The sequence below is a fragment of the Clostridium sp. ZS2-4 genome, from assembly GCF_026719745.1.
In the GTDB taxonomy this organism is placed as follows: domain Bacteria; phylum Bacillota; class Clostridia; order Clostridiales; family Clostridiaceae; genus Clostridium_H.
Genome location: NZ_JAPPRQ010000046.1, coordinates 1 through 18,748, shown reverse-complemented (window position 1 = coordinate 18,748; position 18,748 = coordinate 1). Strand labels below are relative to the sequence as shown.

The window sequence follows — 18,748 nt, the reverse complement described above, 5'->3', positions numbered from 1 at the left end:
TTATACACCCCTCTTATAAGAATCCATTTTCTTTTAAAAAATTCATATCAATTGATTTTTTTGGTTTTTCCTGTTCTTCACTGATACCTAAGAATTTTGCGACATATTTTCCAATCATATCGCATTCAAGATTAACTGTATCTCCTACTTTCTTTTTCAAAAGAGTTGTTTCATCCTTAGTATGAGGAATTATGGACACCTTAAAGATTTTATTATCCACATAAGCAACTGTTAAGCTTACCCCGTCAATTGCTATTGATCCTTTCATAACTATGTATTTTAGAATACTCTCAGGTGCATCTATGCTTACCCATGTAGCATTATCTTCATCTTCAAATTTACTTATTGCACCAGTTCCATCTATATGCCCGCTAACCAAGTGTCCTCCCAGTCTGTCTCCAACACTTAGGGCTCTTTCAAGATTTACCTTATCTCCTTTTTTCAAGCCATCCAAACTGCTTCTCCTCATAGTTTCAGCCATAACATCTACTACAAAACTATCCTTAGTAAACTGAGTTACTGTAAGGCATACTCCATTGGTACTTATACTGTCTCCCAGCTTGACACCTTCAAGCACTTTCTCTGCCTTTATCTTAATCTTTGCAGAAGTAACTCCCCTAGTTACAGTATCAATTGTGCCTATTTCTTCTACTAATCCTGTAAACATCTCCAATCACCACCCTTTTTTCAGTAACCAGTTTGCAGTAGCCAGTAGCCAGTTATTGATGTTTTGCTAATGCTAAACTTTTAATACCTTTTCTATAACAATACTCTCAATAACTATACTTATTTTCTGGTTACTGGTCACTAGTTACTGGCTACTGTTTTTTATACTTCCTTCAATCACAACGTCTTCTCCGAATCTTGATACTTTTATATTTTCAAGAGCAATAGCATCCTTCATGTATTCTCTACCTTCTCCACCTACAGGTGTTTTGGCTTTTTCTCCTCCGATGATTTTAGGAGCTATGAAAGAGATTACCTTATCCACAATCCCTTCATTTAAAGCTGAGTAATTGAGAGTGCTTCCGCCTTCTAACAGAATACTGTCAATGTCTCTTTCTCCTAATTCCTTCATCAGATATTTAAGGTCTACCTTGTCATTTCTTTCAGGTATTATTAAGACTTCTGCTCCTTTGTTCTCTATTTCCCTAATTTTTTCTTTACTAGCCTTTTCTGTAACTGCAATAATAGTTTTTACTTCTGAATCAATATTTAAAACCTTTGATTCTAATGGTATTCTTCCACGACTATCCACGATTACTCTTATTGGGTCAGCTCCTTCTTTGTCTTCCAATCTTGTAGTAAGCATAGGGTCATCTTCCAATACTGTTCCAATACCAACCATTATTGCTGATACCTTATTTCTTATTCTGTGAACATACTGCCTTGATAACTCATTTGTAATCCACTTTGAATCTCCTGTATGCGCCGCTATTTTTCCATCCAGTGTCATAGCAGTTTTCATTATTACAAAAGGCAGCTTTTTAGTTATATATTTTATAAAAATCTCATTTAACTCTTTTACTTCATCTTCAAGTACACCACAAGTTACCTTTATACCTGCTTCTTCCATTATCCTTATGCCTCGTCCAGCCACCAGTGGATTTGGGTCCTTCATTCCAATTACTACTTCCTTTATTCCACTTTCAACAATAGCCAGTGCACAAGGTGGTGTCTTTCCATAGTGAGAGCATGGCTCTAAAGTAACGTACATTTTTCCGCCCTTAACATCTTCTAAAGCATTTCTAAAGGCATTTATTTCTGCATGAGGTCCTCCATAGAATTGATGATACCCTTCTGCAATAACTTTATTATCTTTTACAATAACAGCACCAACCAAAGGATTAGGCTTGGTATATCCTTCACCTTTTTTTGCTAATTCAATGGCTCTTCTCATGTACTCTTGATCCATTAAATCACCTCGTATTTTATGAAATTAACTTATATCAAATAAGAATAAATAACTTTAATTTAGGGAATTTTTTTGATGGAAAAATAATTAATTGATTATTAGATATGATACCCATATTAAAAGTTTAAAATGTATGGGCATAAATATTAACACCTAGGATTTAAAATTGTTAACTTATCCACACTTTTATCCATAAACAAAAGCCCTGAAAATAATATTTTCAGGGCTCAAATATACAAATAAAAATACATGAATTAACACACAGCTGTAAAAGCTGTATATACATATAAATCCATTAATCCATTCTTCCATCCAGACTTTACTGTCGGTTCTGGAGTTACACCAGATCAGCAATAATACAGCTTGTACTATTACTCGCGGACTATAACCGCCGGTCGGGAATTTCACCCTGCCCTGAAGGATTAAGTTATCCTCTATTAAATTTTAAATCATTTACATGTAAAGATTATCATTTTTTTAGCTTATTGTCAATATAAAACTATTCTAATTAAATGAACATTATTGAAATAAATTTCAATAAAAATATTTAGTTTTTTCAAAAAACAACGAATATTTTTACAATATGATAAAAAATGCCATAATTTTTGTAGTTAATTTATTAAAATATTAAGGAGATGATTTTAAATGAAAAATATTAAAATTGTAATAGTAGATGATTCACCTTTTTCAATAAGTATTCTTAGAGATACATTAACAGAAAAAGGATTTGAGGTGATTGGAGATGCATCTTCTTTAGAAGAAACTATAGAAGTTGTTAAAAATAAAAAACCAGATTTAGTAACAATGGACATGACTCTTCCAGGAACAGATGGACTTGAATGTACTAGAGCAATTCATGAAATAGATCCAAATATTAAAGTAGTTGTTGTAAGTTCTATGATGGACGATGAAATTGTTAAAAAAGCAAAACAAAATAAAGTATCTGGATACATACAAAAGCCTGTAGATTCTGATGAATTGTCAATATTAATACAAAGAATAATGTCAGGCGAAGAGATGTTTCATGAATTAGAAGGTATTTATTTCGACATATTTAAAGAAACATTTTTAGATAATATAAATAGAATGACAAAAACGCTTCCTAATCTCTCCACTGAAACTAAATTAGATATCAATGAAAAATCAATAGACTCAAGAGGTGTTTCTATCATTGTAGGAATTATAGGAAGACATTGTGGAAGTATGGTTATTGATGCTTCTTATGAAACGGTAGATGATTTAGCAAAACATATATTAAAAAGAAATCTAAAGAATAAAGAAGAGGGACTAGCTATGATGGCTGAGTTTGCTAATATTATAGCAGGAAATGCTTGTTCTTTATTAAATAGGAAAAATAAAGCTTTTGGACTACGTGTAGCTCCACCAGCTATATTCCATGGTAATTCTTTAAAAATATCAAAAACTATAGTTAATTCTCAATCAGTAGTTGCAGAAACTATTTTTGGCGATATATATATAAATATAGGCTTTACAAGGGGGGATTCAGAATGGATGTAAGATATATAAACCCTTTTGTTAATTCTATTTTAAATGTAATGCCTCAGCTTGGTTTTAAAGAAATAAAGAAACAAGGTATAAGTATTAAAGAAAAAAACATAAAAAGTTTGGGAGTAATGTTGAATTTAGGAATAGTTGGGGATATTAAAGGAAATGTTATTTATTGTTTAGATATTGAAGGTGCTAAAAAAATTGCTTCTGTTATGATGATGGGAATGCCTGTTAATGAGTTAGATGACATGGCACAAAGTGCTTTATCAGAACTTTCAAATATGTTAACAGCTAATGCAAGTATTATCTTTTCTAATGATGGGATAAATATTAATATTTCCACACCAACAATGATATATGGAAGTGATTTTGAAGCTAAGATGAATACAAATTCAATTTTATGTATAGGTATTGAGATAGATGGTATACTTATCGAAATGAATATCGCTTTGGAAAATATTTAAAATAAAGGATTGTCTATAGTAAAACAGACTATATCTTTTTTTAAAATGCCTCTTTTCTTAAATAACAATGTATATAACCAAGTTTAAAAATCCAACATTGTCAATTTTCAATTCTCAATTGGAAAAATGTTGCGTCGCAACATTTTTCCAGTATGTATATTTCATCAATTAATATAAATACTAACTGTATGGAGGTGTTTATTTTGTTAAGCATAGATAGAGCAAGAAAAATAATGGAGTCTAATTCAAATCTTGAAGTTATATATAGTAATGTTCCTGTATGGATTGAAGATATAAATGATAAAAGAAACACAGCTCAAGTTAGAAATTTGAGAGATAATAACTGCATGGTAGTACCTGTTTCTGATTTGACTGAAACGGGAAGAATTCTTTGATAACTAAATATTCTTTGTAATCAAACAACTCCTTTTTTAAAAAACTTCCCTTTCTAAACTAGAAAGAGGCAGTTTTTTTATTTGGATAGCTAACTTCGAAAATCTAACATTAGTTATAGTTGAAAATAACCTTCTGTAATGATACCATTATCTATGTTAAGTTATCCTATCATTAGATTATGGAGGAATAAAATGGTATTACGTGATATTATGAAATACATTGAAAGTGAATATGGAATCATTAATTCTACTCCTTGCCCAATTTGCGGAGGTTCATATATAGCTGAGGATTTAGAAATTCATATAATAGATGATGTTCCTTATGATGTTTGTATCTGTGTTTGTCCTGAATGTGGACACGAAAAAATATTCACCTTTTGTGCTCCCTTTGCGCAAGACCAAGAAGTACTTAGACTGGCAAAACAGAGTATGCAGTAAAGAATAAAAAATCCTAATGAAAAGCTTACTTCTCATTAGGATTTTTTGTATATGCATTATTCCCAAGTCTTCCAAACCTCAGGTTCATATCCTACTGTTGCTTTTTTTCCATTACGCACTATAGGTGTTTTATAAAGCTTTGGATTATTTAACAGTAGCTCTTCCTTGACACTGCTGTTCATAATGTGTTGAATATTTAATCTTTCATATTCCTTTGATTCTTTATCAATTAAATTCGTTAGACCTACTGCTGATTTAACACTTTGTAATTCTCCCTTGCTTAGTTCCTTTATAGTTAAATCAATAAATTGATATTTAATTCTTCTCTCTTTAAAATAGCGCTCAGCCTTTTTTGTATCAAAACACTTTTTAACTCCATAAATTTGAATATTCATTGTTCATGTTCTCCTTAAAATTTAGTAATATACCTTAGCCATAAACTATTCTCTATAACGCTAAACCAAGAATCCTACATTATACCATTCTTATATAATTCTACTATTTTAAGAATAACATCAACTGCCCTTTCCATTGCAAAAGTAGGAATAAATTCATACTTTCCGTGGAAATTGTGTCCACCAGTAAATAAATTTGGTGTTGGAAGTCCCATAAATGAAAGTCTTGCTCCATCTGTACCGCCTCTTATTGGAACTACCTTTGGAACTACGTCACACTCTTTCATAGCCTTAAATGCAGTATCTACAATATATTTTACCGGCTCAACCTTTTCCTTCATGTTATAGTATTGATCTTTCAAATCTAGTTCTACAGTACCTTCTCCATATTTTTTATTTAAACTTTTAACTATAACATCTAGCAAATACTTTCTTTCTTCAAATTTATCTTTATCAAAGTCTCTTATTATATAGCTAAGCTTTGTCTCTTCAACTTCTCCCTTTATTGAAGTAAGGTGATAAAAACCCTCATACCCTTCTGTATGACTTGGAGTTTCCTCATCTGGAAGCATGAAAATAAGTTCATTTGCGATTATCATAGAGTTAATCATTTTATTCTTTGCACTGCCTGGATGTACATTTCTTCCTTTTATGGTTATTTTAGCTCCTGCAGCATTAAAGTTTTCATATTCAAGCTCTCCAATAGCTCCACCATCCACAGTATATGCAAAGTCTGAATTAAACTTTTCAACATTAAAGTGGTCTGCGCCTTCACCTATTTCTTCATCTGGCGTAAATGCAATTTTAATAGTTCCATGCTCTATTTCTGGATTATTTATTAAATATTCCACAGCAGTCATAATCTCTGCTACTCCAGCCTTATCATCAGCACCTAAAAGAGTTGTTCCATCTGTAGTTATCAAAGTTTTTCCCACATATTCCTTAATTTCTGGAAAATCTTCTACCTTTAACATTACATTTTGTTCCTCATTAAGTACTATATCTTTTCCATCATAATTTTCAATAATTTTAGGTTTAACATCTTTTCCACTCATATCTGGAGCTGTATCCATATGAGCTATAAAACCGATTGTAGGAATTTCTTTATCCGTATTAGCCGGTAAAGTCGCCATAACATATCCTTTGTCATCTAAAAATACCTCGCTCATACCCATTTCATTTAATTCTTTTACCAATTCTTGTGCAAGAACTCTCTGTCCTTCTGTACTTGGAGTAACTCCACTTTCCTCATCTGATTTAGTATCAAATTTAACATATTTAAGAAACTTTTCTACTACTGCTTCCATCCTCAATCTTCTCCCTTCACGTCATATATGTAATCTCCAATCCCCAGTCACCAATCACCATAAAAACAGAACATGTTAAAACTAGTTACTGGGGATTGGTTACTGGGGACTAATTTTAATTATTCTACTATTATCATTATAATGCACATTATTGCAATGTACTAGATTATTTTCCAGATATGCTTATTACTGTTCTGCCTTCTGCAGTCATAGGAAAGGTTTGCGCTCCTATGTTAGGATCTTCAGAAGTAAATTTAATCTTTCCTGAATATTTATGAGTCATTTCAACATGTTTAGTTATGCCGCTCTCTTCATCCACATTTAATGTACCCTTCTGTGTTCCTTCAATATCATAACTAATTTTTATATTTCCTAAAATTAATGGTTCAGCATTATCTTTTGTCTTAACCTTAGAATCTACCGTTATTTCTGACATTTTGTCCTTGCTTTCCACTAAAGTATATTTACTTTCCGCTTGAAGAGGATATTCTGATGATACATCTGTTTTCTTTTCCCATGTATCTCCAGACTTAACTGGTTCATCAGGATAAACACTTGTAATATTCTGAACTTGTTTCGTTAATGCTTCATCACCGAACTGCTCCACAATCATTTTTTGAATTTCCTCTTGTTGTTTGCTATTCTTTATGTTCAATTCCTTTAAAACTTTCTCTATAATTTTATCTATTCCCATTACTTCTTTTATCTTTCCATCTTCACTTATTTTAACTGTAAATTCTTCACCTATTAATGTAGAATAAACCTTACTTAAGTCACTCATATCTGCAGTTGGATCTCCAGAATTATATTCCAAAGTTTGTCCGTTATTTGCCATACTTTTAATATTTAAGGAATCAAAACTCACTTGAACAGTAGCATTTTTATTTTCATCAACATCTGTTACAAAGCAAGAATATCCTATATTACATCTAGAATCCACCTCTGTTTTTCTATCTTTAATCTCTTGAGTAACCTTCTGTTCAAAAAGCATATCAATTTTGAAAGAATCTCCTTTTTTCAATTTCAATGAAAGCTTTACTTTTTTTTGTATACATCCATTAAACAATATCATACTAATTAAAACAAATATAATAAAACTCACTCTTTTTTTCTTCATATTACAACTGCCTCCTAACTTATTTATCTGCTGTATAACATATTCTCTTATACTTAGTGTTCCATGAATTATTAAATATATAAAGAAAATGAATTAAAAAAAGTTAAATAAAATAAAAATGAAATAAACTTAAAGATAGATTATCTCTACTTTTAAGTCTATTTCATTTTTATTTTTTATTTTAATTTTAGTTTTGCATTAGCAAAACATCTTTTACTGGTGACTGGGAATTGGCGACTGGTTACTAGAATTAAATATTACATATGATTTTATACATTAACTCTGCTGGGTCAAGAATAGGAATAGACGCATACTTATTCAATTCATTATGTAAATAAGGCAAATGTGTGCATCCCAAAATAACTACATCAACCTTTATGAAGTTGTAAAATTCTATGATATTTTTCAATGAAAATTTTTGAACTATCTTTTCGGCTGATATGCCTTTTTCTATATCCAGAACTACTGGCAATATTCCCATTCCAATAACATTACAATTGGAATTTACACTTTGTACAGTCTTTTCAATACCTGCTGAACTTTGATTATTAGCTGTTAGTACCCCAATAGTTGTATAGTTATGAGCTATTTTTTTATAAACCGTAAGTGGAGTAATAATTATTATATCTTCTTCTTCTGATAGTTTGTCCATATCTACTGCACTACTTAAAGAATTACAATATATCATTATTGCATCATTTTTTTCATATTTTATTCTTTTTATCATATTTTTTATTATATCCCTGAGTTCAAAAGGAGATAATATTTGCAGCTTTGATTGTTCTTCCGGAGATGAAGATACCGGATAACCCACTGCGTTAATTCCTTTTGATATTAAAAAATCTACCCCCATTTGAGTATCTACAGGAGTTCCAGCAATAACTGCAACTTTAATACTATTCATATATATGCCCCCTATATAATTTAAACTAAAAGTATTAGTACTGATTGAAAATTTTTTTCAATTCAGTATATTACAAAAATTTTTCATAGCCAATCTTTTATCTAGCATTAAACTAATGCTGTCCCCACAACTTAAAAGATTGCCAGTTAATACTTTATATTATATTATTCCATAAGTTTTATTGTAATCCTTTGTTTCATGAATTAACCTTTTAATTAATGAAAATCAGTTTTATTTTAGGTACTAGGTGCTAATAATTGTAAAAGCTAGTGAAAAATTTTTCACTAGCTTTTTGTTCTTTTAATTTATATTCAAATATTTTCTGACCTAAGGAAGAAAATGTTCCTTTCCTAGTACCTAGCACCTTTTTTCCCTTGTACCTTATTCCTTGTACCTATTAAGAAAATTGCTATGCAATTTTCTTAATAAACGGCAGCAAGTATTTTGAAGTTAATCCTACAAAAAACCCCGTTCCCAATGCCGCTGCTATAAGAACTGGCAGATAAGTAACTATCATTACATTTTCTATTACTAAAGCTGCAACTATTATCTGTCCTATATTATGAAAAACTGCGCCTATAATGCTTATTCCTATAATACTTACCTCATCTTTACCTAACTTTTTCACAGAATACATTGCCAAAAAGCTTAATATTCCTCCAGCAATACTGTATAAAAAACTAGATAAACCTCCTCCTAATAAGGTAGATAAAATTATTCTCAAAACAATAATTAAAAATATATCTTTAAAATCAAACATATACAAAGCTAATACTGCAATTATATTTGTAAGCCCTAATTTTGCACCTGGTGTAATAAAGGGTACTGGTATCATTCTTTCAACCATATAAAGTACTAACCCCTGTGCTACAAATAAAGAAATAAATGTTAGTTTTTGTGTTTTTTTCATTAGATTCACCTCAATAGGAAACTTCATCTATATCTGTATTCTTTTCTCCTTTAATTTGTATCATAACCTTATGCGGGAGACATACAAGAATATCTCCTGGTTTATCTTTAAAACCATCGTTAACACATATCTTGTCTGGACAATCTGCATCTATAATTCTAACTCCACCCATCTCTATTTCTACAATATTTTCACCTAAATCAGTCTTAATATCTATTCTTTCTTTTTTCATTTCTTTAGTTAGAGTTATCTTTTTATACAAATTACCCTTTACATATATCTCCACATACTTATTTGAATAATCAGCTTTTTTATTTACTTTAAAGAAAATCCCTAATCCTACAGCTAAACAAATAAAAAAAGCCACTATTATTTTATCAAATTTTTTCACAGAATCTACTCCTTTTAAAAGTATACAGCCTATGAACTGTCAATAGTATTATACCTTTAAACAAATCTTTTGTACAATGAGAACTTTGTCGCAAATTGACTTTTATTCATCTAACGGGTAAAATTAGGGAGTCAAATAACTATTATTTAATAAACATTGGAGGAAGAAAATGTTTAAGTGTAAAAAAGGTTTACCGCTGATTCTTACATCATTAATTTTAGTATTTTTACTCTCAGGCTGCACACGAAAACAGCCAGAACCAATCTCGAAAGAAGGACTTTTCTTAGGAACCTACTGTAAGATTACTATATATAATAAATCCTCTAGAGATGTTTTAGAAAAGGCTTTTAACAGAATAAATGAAATTGAAAATAAAATGACAATTAATAAAGCCAGTAGTGAAATCATTAATATAAACTCAAATGCTGGACTAGATTATGTTAAAGTATCACCTGATACTTTTTATGTAATTAAACAAGGAAACTACTATTCTGAATTATCTAAAGGCAAGTTTGATATTTCCATAGGACCTATAGTAAAGCTTTGGAATATAGGTACTGATAAGGCAAGAGTACCTTCACCTGAAGAAATAAAAGATAAATTACCTTTGATTAATCACAAAAATATTTTACTAAATGAAAAAGAAAATAAAGTTATGTTAAAAAACAAAGGTATGATTATAGACCTGGGTTCTATAGCCAAAGGCTATGCCGGTGATGAAGTGGAAAAAGTTCTTGTGGAAAATGGTGTTAAGCACGCTATTATAAACTTAGGTGGAAATATTGTAGCATTAGGTTCAAAGCCTGACAACAAAGCTTGGAAGCTGGGAGTTCAAAATCCTTTTGACTCTAGAGGAGAATATCTAGGAACTGTTGAAGTATCTGATAAATCAGTAATAACCTCTGGTATTTATGAAAGATTTATTGAAAAAGACGGCAAGCGTTATCACCACATTTTAAATCCTGAAAATGGATATCCTGTTGATAATTCTCTTGTCAGTGTATCCATAATTGCTGATAAATCCATAGATGGTGATGCACTATCTACTACTGCCTTTGCTTTAGGCTTAGAGAAGGGTTTAAAACTAACAGAATCTCTGAAAAATGTAGATGCTATTTTTGTAACAAAGGATTCAGATGTATATGTTACTTCTGGACTTAAAGATAATTTTAAAATTACTAATACTAAGTTTAAGTTAAAAAACTAAGTCACATTAAATAAAAGACTATGATTTCTTTCATAGTCTTTTTAAATATCTTAATAAAGTTACATTTTATCATAACTTACTTTCTTAATCTCTGATTCAAAATCACTTTTTAATGTCTGTGCAATATCAGCTAAATGTTGACTGGCTCTAGCAATATCCTCCATCGCCATTTTCTGATTTTTACTACTTTCAGAACCTTGTGAAGTAACTTCTTCTATATTTTTTACCAATTGAAGCATCTGATTTGAGGATAGACTTATACCTTCTATAAATTGAAGCAGCCTTTCAATATCAGCTCTACCTGATTCCAAACTCTTTTCTGTTTCTGTACTAAATATTACTGTTTCTTTAACAACATTTATGATATCATCAATAGTTTTATTTATTTCTCCAGCAGAATCATTTGACCCTTCTGCTAATTTTCTTATTTCATCTGCTACAACTGCAAATCCCTTGCCGTGTTCACCAGCTCTGGCTGCTTCAATAGAAGCATTTAAAGCAAGCAAATTGGTCTGAGAAGCTATTCCTTGTATAGTTGTTACTATACTTACAATAAGTTCTGATTTTTCTTTTAAGTCATTTATTTTTGCAACAGATGTTTTCATAGATTTATTAATAGTCTGCATATTATGCATAACATTATTAGCAAATTCAGTACAGTTACTAGTCTTATGCTGAACCTCATCTGCAGTATTTACTCCTTTTTTTGCTTCATTACTAATTTCTAATGCTTGTTCATTTATTTCATTTGATAGTGCCACAACCTCTTCAGAAGATGCTGCAAGCTGTTCAGCCACAGAACTTATTTGTTCAGAATTACTTTCTACTGAACTTATTAAATCTTTATATCTAGTACTATCCTTTATTATCTCTACAGCTCCTACAGGATTTCCATTGTCATCGTATACTCCAGCATTTGATACTAAAGTAGTAATAGAATCGTTATCTTTGTTATATATATCTACAGCAGCATCTTTTAAAAACTGTCTGCTTAATACACATTTTTGGGTAGCACAATCCTTGCATACATCAGCTTTAAATATATCGTAACATTTAATTTTTTTTGCTTCTTCTTCACTATAGCCTGTTAATTTTTCCATAGCTTTTGTCCATAAAATTATATTATAATCCATATCTCTAACATAATATGGATCAGGCATAGCTGATTGAATTCCTTTCAAAATATTATTCTGTCTTTTTAATTCTAAAATTTCTTTATCTTTTTCACTTAATTCTTCTTTTAGTTCTTTTATTTTTTTGTTGTCAAACATAGTATTTTACTAACCCCCTGTATTTTTTTCAATATAGTTATTGTTTGTAGATAAATTAAATATATATTTTTACCCTTAATGTATTAATTTTCTATAATATCTACATTATATATTATTTTATCAAAATTGTAACTAAACCTTATTTATACTTGTTAAATATTTTTAAAGAAAAACTCAGGCTGCTGACAATATGTCAACAGCCTGAATCTTAATTTTAAATTATTACATTAGGTTAGAGGACCTATTTGATACGCATCAAAGATGAATATTCTGCAAGACTAATTTTTGTCTCTTCATCCAAACTTTCAAATTCTTCTAATATCAGTTCTTCTTCTTCTGTCAAGGAACCTATTATCTCACCTGAATCAACCGATACAGTCTTTCCCATGTATTTTGCCTTCCATATCACCACATAAGGTACTGGATGACTGCTTTCTTGAAAGCTTTCATCCTGAAAATACAGATACAGATTATTCTCTTCAAGCCATTCTTGGAAAATCATATATTGTTCTTCTCCATCAATCTCATCACTTATCTGTACAGATTGTGCAAAAGCAAGAAGGCGGCAAGCTAATTCTTTTTCTTTTATTTTTGTAGATTTTAGGTACTCTGCAATCATAACTAAACTATAGGGCTCCCTTGCTTGAAAAAATGCCCATACCAGATAGTCAATAAACCTTCCTTTTTCCCAACGCTGAAAAATTAAGTCCACAGTATGCTGTAACGATGCTTTGTCTGCAAATACAGTTGTTAAAATTGCTGCTGTACTGTCCATCACTTTAGTGTACTCTTCACTAAATCCATCATCACTGCTTCCTGTTTCCATCATCCATCTCAAAACAAAGATAACCATCTGAGCATCATGTATCCAAGAACAATAACAGGCAAACTCATCTTTTTTGTCATTAGCTAACATAGTATTGACCATATCTAAAGCCATTTGATTTCTCTTGTTCAATCTGTCAAAAATATATAACTTCTTTATATCATCTCTCAGTACAAATAATGAAGTGAACTGTAAGCCTTCAGCATTGATTAAATCCATGGCATATTTTATATCACACATAACCATTTTCTTAAAAACTTTGCTTAATTCCTCTATACCATCATTAATTCTAACTTGATCTAACAAATTTGTTGCTTCCAGATTTTTGTTGGATGTTACCATAATATTTCCTCCTGTATTTCTTTTCTAGAATTCATATTTAGAAAATATTGCTTATGTAAATATTAATCATATACATTTATTCTTATTATAATTTTAAATATTTTATGATAATAGAAGGGACTGTCCCAAAATAAAATTCATGAATTTTATTTTGGGACAGTCCCTTCTATTTAACCAAATAAATACGTAAACAGAAACTTCTAGTTATTGTTTTCTAATTTATTTCAAATTCTATTTGATTTTTGTTTGACTTATCATATAAAGTTCCAAATATCGTGGCCCCAATCCCATTCCATTTTATAGTAATATCTAAATTATATCTCTTATTTTTATATTTAGCACTTCCCTTGTATGAATGATTTTGTTTATCATTTAAATTACCCTTTAAATTAACCTTTATTGCATTAAATGAAACATTTTTATCATCTATGAGAAAATCCCCACTAATTCCACTTAATAATCCATTATAAAATTCTCTGATTTTTGCATTTGAAATTATATCTTTTTTTATTTTTTTACCTTTTTGAGTTTGTTGATATGTATGTACTACTTCAAATTGCATTGCAAACTCTCTAGACTCCATTGAATATATATGCAGCATAGATACTACTATTATTACTAACAGTACTTTTAACAATTTTGATTTATTTATTCTAACTCTTTACTTAAAATATATTTCATTAAACTGTTGGATATTTGCAAAGCCTCTTTTCTATTAGAGGCAGGAGCGGCTATCATTAGTCCATTATCTCCAATCCACTTTTTATTAGGTATATATAAATTCTGGGGTTCCATTATATTAATAGTTAATTGACTAAAATCATCATTTATGTATATTGGCCCGTATGTTACTTGTGAAAAAGTTTGTGCCTTATTAACAAAATAGTATTGAATATTAGATCTATTATATTTATCAAATTTTAATTTTATTTCTTTTAATTCGTTTTCTTTAGGAAATTCTAAATCATTAATTTTTATTTTTCCTACAAATTTTTTTCCAAATATAAAGTCGTTTGATAGTTTCCCATTAATTGAAATAGTTACTTTCTCAGTAAATTGATTATTAGTTTCTCCTAATCTGTATTTTATGCCTTGAAAAGTCTTATTATATGTTCTTGGGAAAGCTATATATACATAAGCTAAAACTAAAACTACAAATAAGATTACTAATATAGTTCTTGCACGTACTCTTTTCATAGTAAAATTCTCCTTGATGATGTATTTGTTTGATCACAAATTATTTTAGTATAGGATGACATTATTTCTAATACATTATACTAATTAATATTAAAAAACACTATCCTTTTAAAATGCCTTATGTAAAATTTAAAAGGATATTATTTTTAGTTAAAATTGATCTATATAATAAACCTGCATATTTGTGCTACATCTTCTATTTACTTCACTATAAATCCAAGAGCCATCACCATAATGTTTAGTATAAAAGTTTTTTATAGTCTCTTGACGATTTGTATAAGGATGATTTTTTTTATCTTTTGTGTAAATATCTACAGTAGTTTTTACTTCTAATGAACTTGTTTTTACATAGATACATTCTATTTTTTGTACAGGATTATATTTCTTATAATAATAATCATGATAGACTTTAGTATGTGTTTTTGTCAACGCCTCTCCTGGTATTGCTGTCGGTAAAAAATCAGAAGCATTTATTCCTAGAATAGTAGCTGCTGTACCTAGTTTCTGACTAATACCACCAACTGTTAAAGTAAAACCAACATTTAACCAATGTCTCATTCCATATTTATTTGTATTCATTCTAGTAGGACCATCTACATATAATCTAACTTTGTCTATTCTCTTAATTCCATCTGGATGTGAAGCAGATCTACGAGTTCTTCTAGATTTCTTTAATTGAAATGTTATCTCCTCAACTTTTTTAAATCCATCAGTTTCATCTTTAGCTTCAGCTGATTCTATTTTCTTCAAATCTTCGTTTGAAAAAACGCTGTTTTTGTCTAAAACTATAATATCATCTTCTGAAATATTTAATTCAGATAAAGCCTGTTTTTCTCTTTCATTTAATTTAATTTTTGATTCATTTTTAGAATTTTCTTCTACAACTGTTTCTTTTGAAATATTTGTATTTATTGATGCAAAAGTAGTTGCAGTAGGTGTTAAAAGCACAATCGCTGTTAATAAAGAACAAATTAATTTCTTTTTCATAAAATTATCACTCCCATATTAATATTTTCATTTTTATGATTAATTTTAAAAATCAAATTCACATTTGTGATGCTTATTAAGAAGTCGTAGGCTGTTTTGAAATAGCTAAACTAAATTTATAAAATTATTTGAATAACCTATTAGCCTAAAAGTATTAATTCTTGAAACCTTCTATACTACCTACTATTCTTTAAGTGCTTGTCCAACAACAAGTATCTTTCTTCAATCATAATTTCATTCATAGTCCAAAAGATAATTCCATATATGAAATTGAACTATTATTAAGATATTAAATTTATCTAGCGAACTAACATTACTCCACGAATTCAATTACTATGGAAACTTCTATTAAAGAAAATAACCCTAGACATTTTAAGTTCTTTTAAATACTTGTAGATCTACCAAAAACTTAAGTTTATCCCAATTACAAGTTAAATTATATAATTTTAAAATCATAATTCAATACTAAATACATAAAACGTCCAATTTTGAGCATGAAAAGAATATATTTTACTAATATTTCTTTTCATGCTCATTTTTTTACCTTTCATGTATTTTTTGTTTATTTAACTGTAAATATATGCTATATTAACTTATAATAAAACATATATGGTGATTTAAAATGATAAATACGTTATCCTCTAAAATAACAGGTTATATAGAAAAAAATAGTAATATCCATGATACTGACAATCTAGCGAAAATAAACTATGCATTGCAAGCTGTTTTAGGTGAGACATTTAAAATAGTAATTTTAATAAGTTTATTTTTGATCATTGGAAGAATAAATTATCTTTTATTCTCCATGGCAATTTTATTTACTACAAGAATTTTTCTCGGTGGATATCATTGCAATACTACAATGAGCTGCTTATTTGCATCCATTATAATGTTCTTAATCACTTCATTAGTAGGTCCACTGCTTCCTAAATTGAATATTTTAATTTATTATTTAGCAGCAATATTAAGTGTACTTATAGTTATATTTAATGCACCATTTCCAAATAAGTATAGACCTATAAAAAACCAAAAAAGAAAGCAGACTTTAAAATACCTATCTACTTTCTTTACTATATCATGGTCAATTATTTTATTGTTTTACGTAAAAGATACAGCTTATTTAAACTGTGGCTTTTTAACTATTATATTAGAAATAATCCAAGTCATACCAACTAGAAAGGAGAATAATTATGAAAAGTAACATCAAATTCAAATCAGCAACACACATTTTAGGCTTATGTTTACTAGTCCTAGCAGGAGCTATAAGTAAGTCATCTTGTCTTTTCTTTCTTGGAGAGCCTACTCCTCCAGAAAGTTTACTTAAATGATACTCTAAAAACAGTATAGTTATCCTCAAAGAATAGTTGAACTTTGCCTCCATTACGTTCAACTATTTTCTTTATATTATAAAGTCCATATCCCCTGTTTTTACCTTTTTTAGTTGAAAAGCCTCTTTTGAATATATTATTTATATTCTCTTCCAGTATTGGTGTACCAGTATTTCTAACCTCTAAAATACTTTTATTTTCTTCTGTAAGTATATTCAATATAACAATTTTATCCTTGTCACTATCTTTTTTAACTTCTTCAAAGGCATTATTAAGAAGATTATTAAGTATATCTGAAATCTCATAATCATTTAAAATTCCATCTAAAGAGTTATTTCTTATATTAAATGAAAACTTTATATTTAACCTATCCGCTTCACATAACTTATTATATATTATAGATTTAATTACGATATTATCTATATGCATAATATCTTCTATGATCCTATTTGAAGAATTCACTGACTTAATATACTTCTTCAATTCATGTTTAATTTCTTTTTCACTTGTCACTTCAACTATTCCATTTATTGTGTTTAAATAATTCTTAAAATCATGCTGCCTTCGTCTTATATCTTCAATTATATCTGTTAATATAGGGTTATATTTATCCTGCACTTCTAAAGTTTTTTTCTCTTCAGTTATTTTAACTATATAAGAATATAAAGATAAACTTAATATTACAATTAATGAAAAGATTAAGATAAATATAAATAGATTATTCAGTATCAAGTTCTTGTTTTTTTCCCATATAAGTTTAGATAATATTACATATACCCCTAAATTAACTATAAAATAATATAATGCATTATTATCTAAATTAAGAGTTTCTATTGTTTTTTTGTGAGAAATAAAAAAACTTGTTAAAATAACTAAAAATAAATCTATTAAAAGACAAGTCATATTAATCATGAAGTTATCTGAATATTTACTTCCAATTAAATTTATAATTACTAAATTAACTGCTTGTAATAGTATACTCATACAAGCAATCACTAAAAATTCCAATAATGTTTTAATTAATGACCTCTTATACACAAATTTAACCAAAAGAATAATACTAAAATAAACTATAATCATATCATAATACAGCTTTGTATAAGACAACATAACTGCTATAAATGCGCTAATAGCCATTATGAATACATTCTTAAACCAATTATTATTTTCTTTTAGAAAAAACTTGCTCCATAAAATCATAATTATCGTTAGCTCAATAAAAGTAATGAAAAATTCTTGTACTATCTTTAACATTTCTAACACTCCTCATTGTTATAAATTTAAAATAGAGTAATTTATTTAAACTTGTCCATTACTATGCTTTTAAATTTATAACCTAAAGGAATTCTTTCATCATAGCTTTCAAAGTGAATTTGACTTACTTTGCCATCTATTTTTTCTATTTCTCTTATATATTTTACATTTACAACAAAAGACTTATGGCACTGAATAATATCCTCACAATCCATAAATTCAAGAACCTCTTTAAGTGATAATTTATTTACTGTGTATGCTTTTTTAGGTGTATGAATGATACAGTTTCTAAGTCTGACCTCTATAAATAATATCTCATCAATATACAGCTTTACACTGATGCCATTTTTCAAGTCAAATATGACATATTTTCTTTCATGTTTATTAGAACTATTTCTAGTAGTATGAGAAATTAGCTTTTCTACCATAGCTATTACCTGATCTTTATCATAAGGTTTTAAAACTGTTCTGGTCAAGTAAAATTGTAACACTTTTGCCTAATATTTTTATGAGCTGTACCGAGCTTCAAAAGGAGTTAATCCTTTATTGAAGGAATGAGGTCTAAGATGGTTATACCAGCTATAGGCATAA

General features: G+C 28.9%; 22 protein-coding genes and 1 riboswitch. Of the genes, 7 read left to right on the top strand and 15 right to left on the bottom strand.

Going from position 1 to position 18,748, the window contains the following annotated elements:
* Positions 1-13 precede the first annotated feature (13 nt).
* Complete coding sequence (ribE, locus tag OIO11_RS08420) at positions 14-667, bottom strand: riboflavin synthase (RefSeq protein WP_268071006.1); 654 nt, start codon at positions 665-667, stop codon at positions 14-16.
* Between the two features lie 144 nt (positions 668-811).
* Positions 812-1,915 (bottom strand): bifunctional diaminohydroxyphosphoribosylaminopyrimidine deaminase/5-amino-6-(5-phosphoribosylamino)uracil reductase RibD, encoded by a 1,104-nt coding sequence (gene ribD / locus OIO11_RS08415; RefSeq protein ID WP_268071005.1) that lies wholly within the window; start codon positions 1,913-1,915, stop codon positions 812-814.
* A gap of 295 nt (positions 1,916-2,210) precedes the next feature.
* Positions 2,211-2,341, bottom strand: a riboswitch (FMN riboswitch).
* 219 nt (positions 2,342-2,560) lie between these two features.
* Here ribD and OIO11_RS08410 point away from each other — a divergent pair.
* From OIO11_RS08410 to OIO11_RS08395, 4 genes are all read left to right on the top strand, one after another.
* Complete coding sequence (locus OIO11_RS08410; protein ID WP_268071004.1) at positions 2,561-3,433, top strand: response regulator; 873 nt, start codon at positions 2,561-2,563, stop codon at positions 3,431-3,433.
* Positions 3,424-3,888 carry a chemotaxis protein CheX gene (locus OIO11_RS08405; RefSeq protein ID WP_268071003.1) on the top strand — a complete coding sequence of 155 codons (465 nt, stop codon included), beginning with the start codon at positions 3,424-3,426 and terminating at the stop codon, positions 3,886-3,888. The genes OIO11_RS08410 and OIO11_RS08405 overlap by 10 nt, the downstream gene beginning before the upstream one ends.
* Positions 3,889-4,091: 203 nt before the next feature.
* A complete protein-coding gene (locus OIO11_RS08400) occupies positions 4,092-4,283 on the top strand; it encodes an H-type small acid-soluble spore protein (protein WP_268071002.1) in 192 nt (63 codons plus the stop codon).
* A gap of 192 nt (positions 4,284-4,475) precedes the next feature.
* Positions 4,476-4,721 carry a metal-binding protein gene (locus tag OIO11_RS08395; RefSeq protein WP_268071001.1) on the top strand — a complete coding sequence of 82 codons (246 nt, stop codon included), beginning with the start codon at positions 4,476-4,478 and terminating at the stop codon, positions 4,719-4,721.
* A gap of 56 nt (positions 4,722-4,777) precedes the next feature.
* On the opposite strand, the gene OIO11_RS08390 is transcribed toward OIO11_RS08395, so the two are convergent.
* The 6 genes from OIO11_RS08390 to OIO11_RS08365 all read right to left on the bottom strand — a co-directional run bounded on the left by OIO11_RS08390 (position 4,778) and on the right by OIO11_RS08365 (position 9,745).
* Positions 4,778-5,116, bottom strand: a complete 339-nt coding sequence (locus OIO11_RS08390; protein ID WP_268071000.1) for an arsenate reductase family protein — start codon at positions 5,114-5,116, stop codon at positions 4,778-4,780.
* Between the two features lie 74 nt (positions 5,117-5,190).
* The gene (gene pepT / locus OIO11_RS08385) at positions 5,191-6,423 is read right to left on the bottom strand and encodes a peptidase T (protein WP_268070999.1); all 1,233 of its coding nucleotides are present in this window, start codon (positions 6,421-6,423) and stop codon (positions 5,191-5,193) included.
* Positions 6,424-6,589: 166 nt separating this feature from the next.
* Positions 6,590-7,540 carry a DUF6263 family protein gene (locus OIO11_RS08380; RefSeq protein ID WP_268070998.1) on the bottom strand — a complete coding sequence of 317 codons (951 nt, stop codon included), beginning with the start codon at positions 7,538-7,540 and terminating at the stop codon, positions 6,590-6,592.
* 250 nt (positions 7,541-7,790) lie between these two features.
* Positions 7,791-8,444, bottom strand: coding sequence for an aspartate/glutamate racemase family protein (locus OIO11_RS08375; RefSeq protein ID WP_268070997.1), 654 nt, complete (start codon positions 8,442-8,444; stop codon positions 7,791-7,793).
* Positions 8,445-8,853: 409 nt separating this feature from the next.
* A complete protein-coding gene (locus tag OIO11_RS08370; RefSeq protein WP_268070996.1) occupies positions 8,854-9,354 on the bottom strand; it encodes a Gx transporter family protein in 501 nt (166 codons plus the stop codon).
* Positions 9,355-9,364: 10 nt separating this feature from the next.
* Positions 9,365-9,745 carry a NusG domain II-containing protein gene (locus OIO11_RS08365; protein WP_268070995.1) on the bottom strand — a complete coding sequence of 127 codons (381 nt, stop codon included), beginning with the start codon at positions 9,743-9,745 and terminating at the stop codon, positions 9,365-9,367.
* Positions 9,746-9,914: 169 nt separating this feature from the next.
* Here OIO11_RS08365 and OIO11_RS08360 point away from each other — a divergent pair, with 169 nt between their 5' ends.
* Positions 9,915-10,952 carry an FAD:protein FMN transferase gene (locus tag OIO11_RS08360; RefSeq protein ID WP_268070994.1) on the top strand — a complete coding sequence of 346 codons (1,038 nt, stop codon included), beginning with the start codon at positions 9,915-9,917 and terminating at the stop codon, positions 10,950-10,952.
* 59 nt (positions 10,953-11,011) lie between these two features.
* On the opposite strand, the gene OIO11_RS08355 is transcribed toward OIO11_RS08360, so the two are convergent.
* The 5 genes from OIO11_RS08355 to OIO11_RS08335 all read right to left on the bottom strand — a co-directional run bounded on the left by OIO11_RS08355 (position 11,012) and on the right by OIO11_RS08335 (position 15,575).
* Entirely contained in the window at positions 11,012-12,223 is a 1,212-nt protein-coding gene (locus tag OIO11_RS08355; RefSeq protein ID WP_268070993.1) for a PAS domain-containing methyl-accepting chemotaxis protein, read from the bottom strand.
* 241 nt (positions 12,224-12,464) lie between these two features.
* Positions 12,465-13,391 carry a hypothetical protein gene (locus OIO11_RS08350; protein WP_268070992.1) on the bottom strand — a complete coding sequence of 309 codons (927 nt, stop codon included), beginning with the start codon at positions 13,389-13,391 and terminating at the stop codon, positions 12,465-12,467.
* Between the two features lie 214 nt (positions 13,392-13,605).
* Positions 13,606-14,028 carry a hypothetical protein gene (locus tag OIO11_RS08345; RefSeq protein WP_268070991.1) on the bottom strand — a complete coding sequence of 141 codons (423 nt, stop codon included), beginning with the start codon at positions 14,026-14,028 and terminating at the stop codon, positions 13,606-13,608.
* Positions 14,029-14,039: 11 nt separating this feature from the next.
* Positions 14,040-14,588 carry a hypothetical protein gene (locus OIO11_RS08340; RefSeq protein WP_268070990.1) on the bottom strand — a complete coding sequence of 183 codons (549 nt, stop codon included), beginning with the start codon at positions 14,586-14,588 and terminating at the stop codon, positions 14,040-14,042.
* A 150-nt stretch (positions 14,589-14,738) separates the two neighbouring features.
* Positions 14,739-15,575: a hypothetical protein gene (locus OIO11_RS08335; RefSeq protein ID WP_268070989.1), complete on the bottom strand. Its 837-nt coding sequence runs from the start codon at positions 15,573-15,575 to the stop codon at positions 14,739-14,741.
* Positions 15,576-16,197: 622 nt separating this feature from the next.
* Here OIO11_RS08335 and OIO11_RS08330 point away from each other — a divergent pair.
* Complete coding sequence (locus OIO11_RS08330; RefSeq protein ID WP_268070988.1) at positions 16,198-16,776, top strand: accessory gene regulator ArgB-like protein; 579 nt, start codon at positions 16,198-16,200, stop codon at positions 16,774-16,776.
* Positions 16,766-16,903: an AgrD family cyclic lactone autoinducer peptide gene (locus tag OIO11_RS08325; protein WP_268070987.1), complete on the top strand. Its 138-nt coding sequence runs from the start codon at positions 16,766-16,768 to the stop codon at positions 16,901-16,903. Before OIO11_RS08330 ends, OIO11_RS08325 begins: the two co-directional genes overlap by 11 nt.
* Here OIO11_RS08325 and OIO11_RS08320 read toward each other — a convergent pair.
* Together OIO11_RS08320 and OIO11_RS08315 are read right to left on the bottom strand one after the other, a co-directional pair.
* Entirely contained in the window at positions 16,892-18,157 is a 1,266-nt protein-coding gene (locus OIO11_RS08320) for a sensor histidine kinase (RefSeq protein ID WP_268070986.1), read from the bottom strand. The two genes, OIO11_RS08325 and OIO11_RS08320, sit on opposite strands and share 12 nt — an antisense overlap.
* Before the next feature lie 41 nt (positions 18,158-18,198).
* A complete protein-coding gene (locus tag OIO11_RS08315) occupies positions 18,199-18,633 on the bottom strand; it encodes a LytR/AlgR family response regulator transcription factor (RefSeq protein WP_268070985.1) in 435 nt (144 codons plus the stop codon).
* Positions 18,634-18,748 lie beyond the last annotated feature (115 nt).

Bases quoted from the DNA above. Each gene is read 5' to 3' on its own strand.
- ribE (WP_268071006.1), bottom strand. From the start codon at position 667: ATGTTTACAGGATTAGTAGAAGAAATAGGCACAATTGATACTGTAACT.
- ribD (WP_268071005.1), bottom strand. From the start codon at position 1,915: ATGGATCAAGAGTACATGAGAAGAGCCATTGAATTAGCAAAAAAAGGT.
- OIO11_RS08410 (WP_268071004.1), top strand. From the start codon at position 2,561: ATGAAAAATATTAAAATTGTAATAGTAGATGATTCACCTTTTTCAATA.
- OIO11_RS08405 (WP_268071003.1), top strand. From the start codon at position 3,424: ATGGATGTAAGATATATAAACCCTTTTGTTAATTCTATTTTAAATGTA.
- OIO11_RS08395 (WP_268071001.1), top strand. From the start codon at position 4,476: ATGGTATTACGTGATATTATGAAATACATTGAAAGTGAATATGGAATC.
- OIO11_RS08390 (WP_268071000.1), bottom strand. From the start codon at position 5,116: ATGAATATTCAAATTTATGGAGTTAAAAAGTGTTTTGATACAAAAAAG.
- pepT (WP_268070999.1), bottom strand. From the start codon at position 6,423: ATGGAAGCAGTAGTAGAAAAGTTTCTTAAATATGTTAAATTTGATACT.
- OIO11_RS08380 (WP_268070998.1), bottom strand. From the start codon at position 7,540: ATGAAGAAAAAAAGAGTGAGTTTTATTATATTTGTTTTAATTAGTATG.
- OIO11_RS08375 (WP_268070997.1), bottom strand. From the start codon at position 8,444: ATGAATAGTATTAAAGTTGCAGTTATTGCTGGAACTCCTGTAGATACT.
- OIO11_RS08370 (WP_268070996.1), bottom strand. From the start codon at position 9,354: ATGAAAAAAACACAAAAACTAACATTTATTTCTTTATTTGTAGCACAG.
- OIO11_RS08360 (WP_268070994.1), top strand. From the start codon at position 9,915: ATGTTTAAGTGTAAAAAAGGTTTACCGCTGATTCTTACATCATTAATT.
- OIO11_RS08355 (WP_268070993.1), bottom strand. From the start codon at position 12,223: ATGTTTGACAACAAAAAAATAAAAGAACTAAAAGAAGAATTAAGTGAA.
- OIO11_RS08350 (WP_268070992.1), bottom strand. From the start codon at position 13,391: ATGGTAACATCCAACAAAAATCTGGAAGCAACAAATTTGTTAGATCAA.
- OIO11_RS08340 (WP_268070990.1), bottom strand. From the start codon at position 14,588: ATGAAAAGAGTACGTGCAAGAACTATATTAGTAATCTTATTTGTAGTT.
- OIO11_RS08335 (WP_268070989.1), bottom strand. From the start codon at position 15,575: ATGAAAAAGAAATTAATTTGTTCTTTATTAACAGCGATTGTGCTTTTA.
- OIO11_RS08330 (WP_268070988.1), top strand. From the start codon at position 16,198: ATGATAAATACGTTATCCTCTAAAATAACAGGTTATATAGAAAAAAAT.
- OIO11_RS08325 (WP_268070987.1), top strand. From the start codon at position 16,766: ATGAAAAGTAACATCAAATTCAAATCAGCAACACACATTTTAGGCTTA.
- OIO11_RS08320 (WP_268070986.1), bottom strand. From the start codon at position 18,157: ATGTTAAAGATAGTACAAGAATTTTTCATTACTTTTATTGAGCTAACG.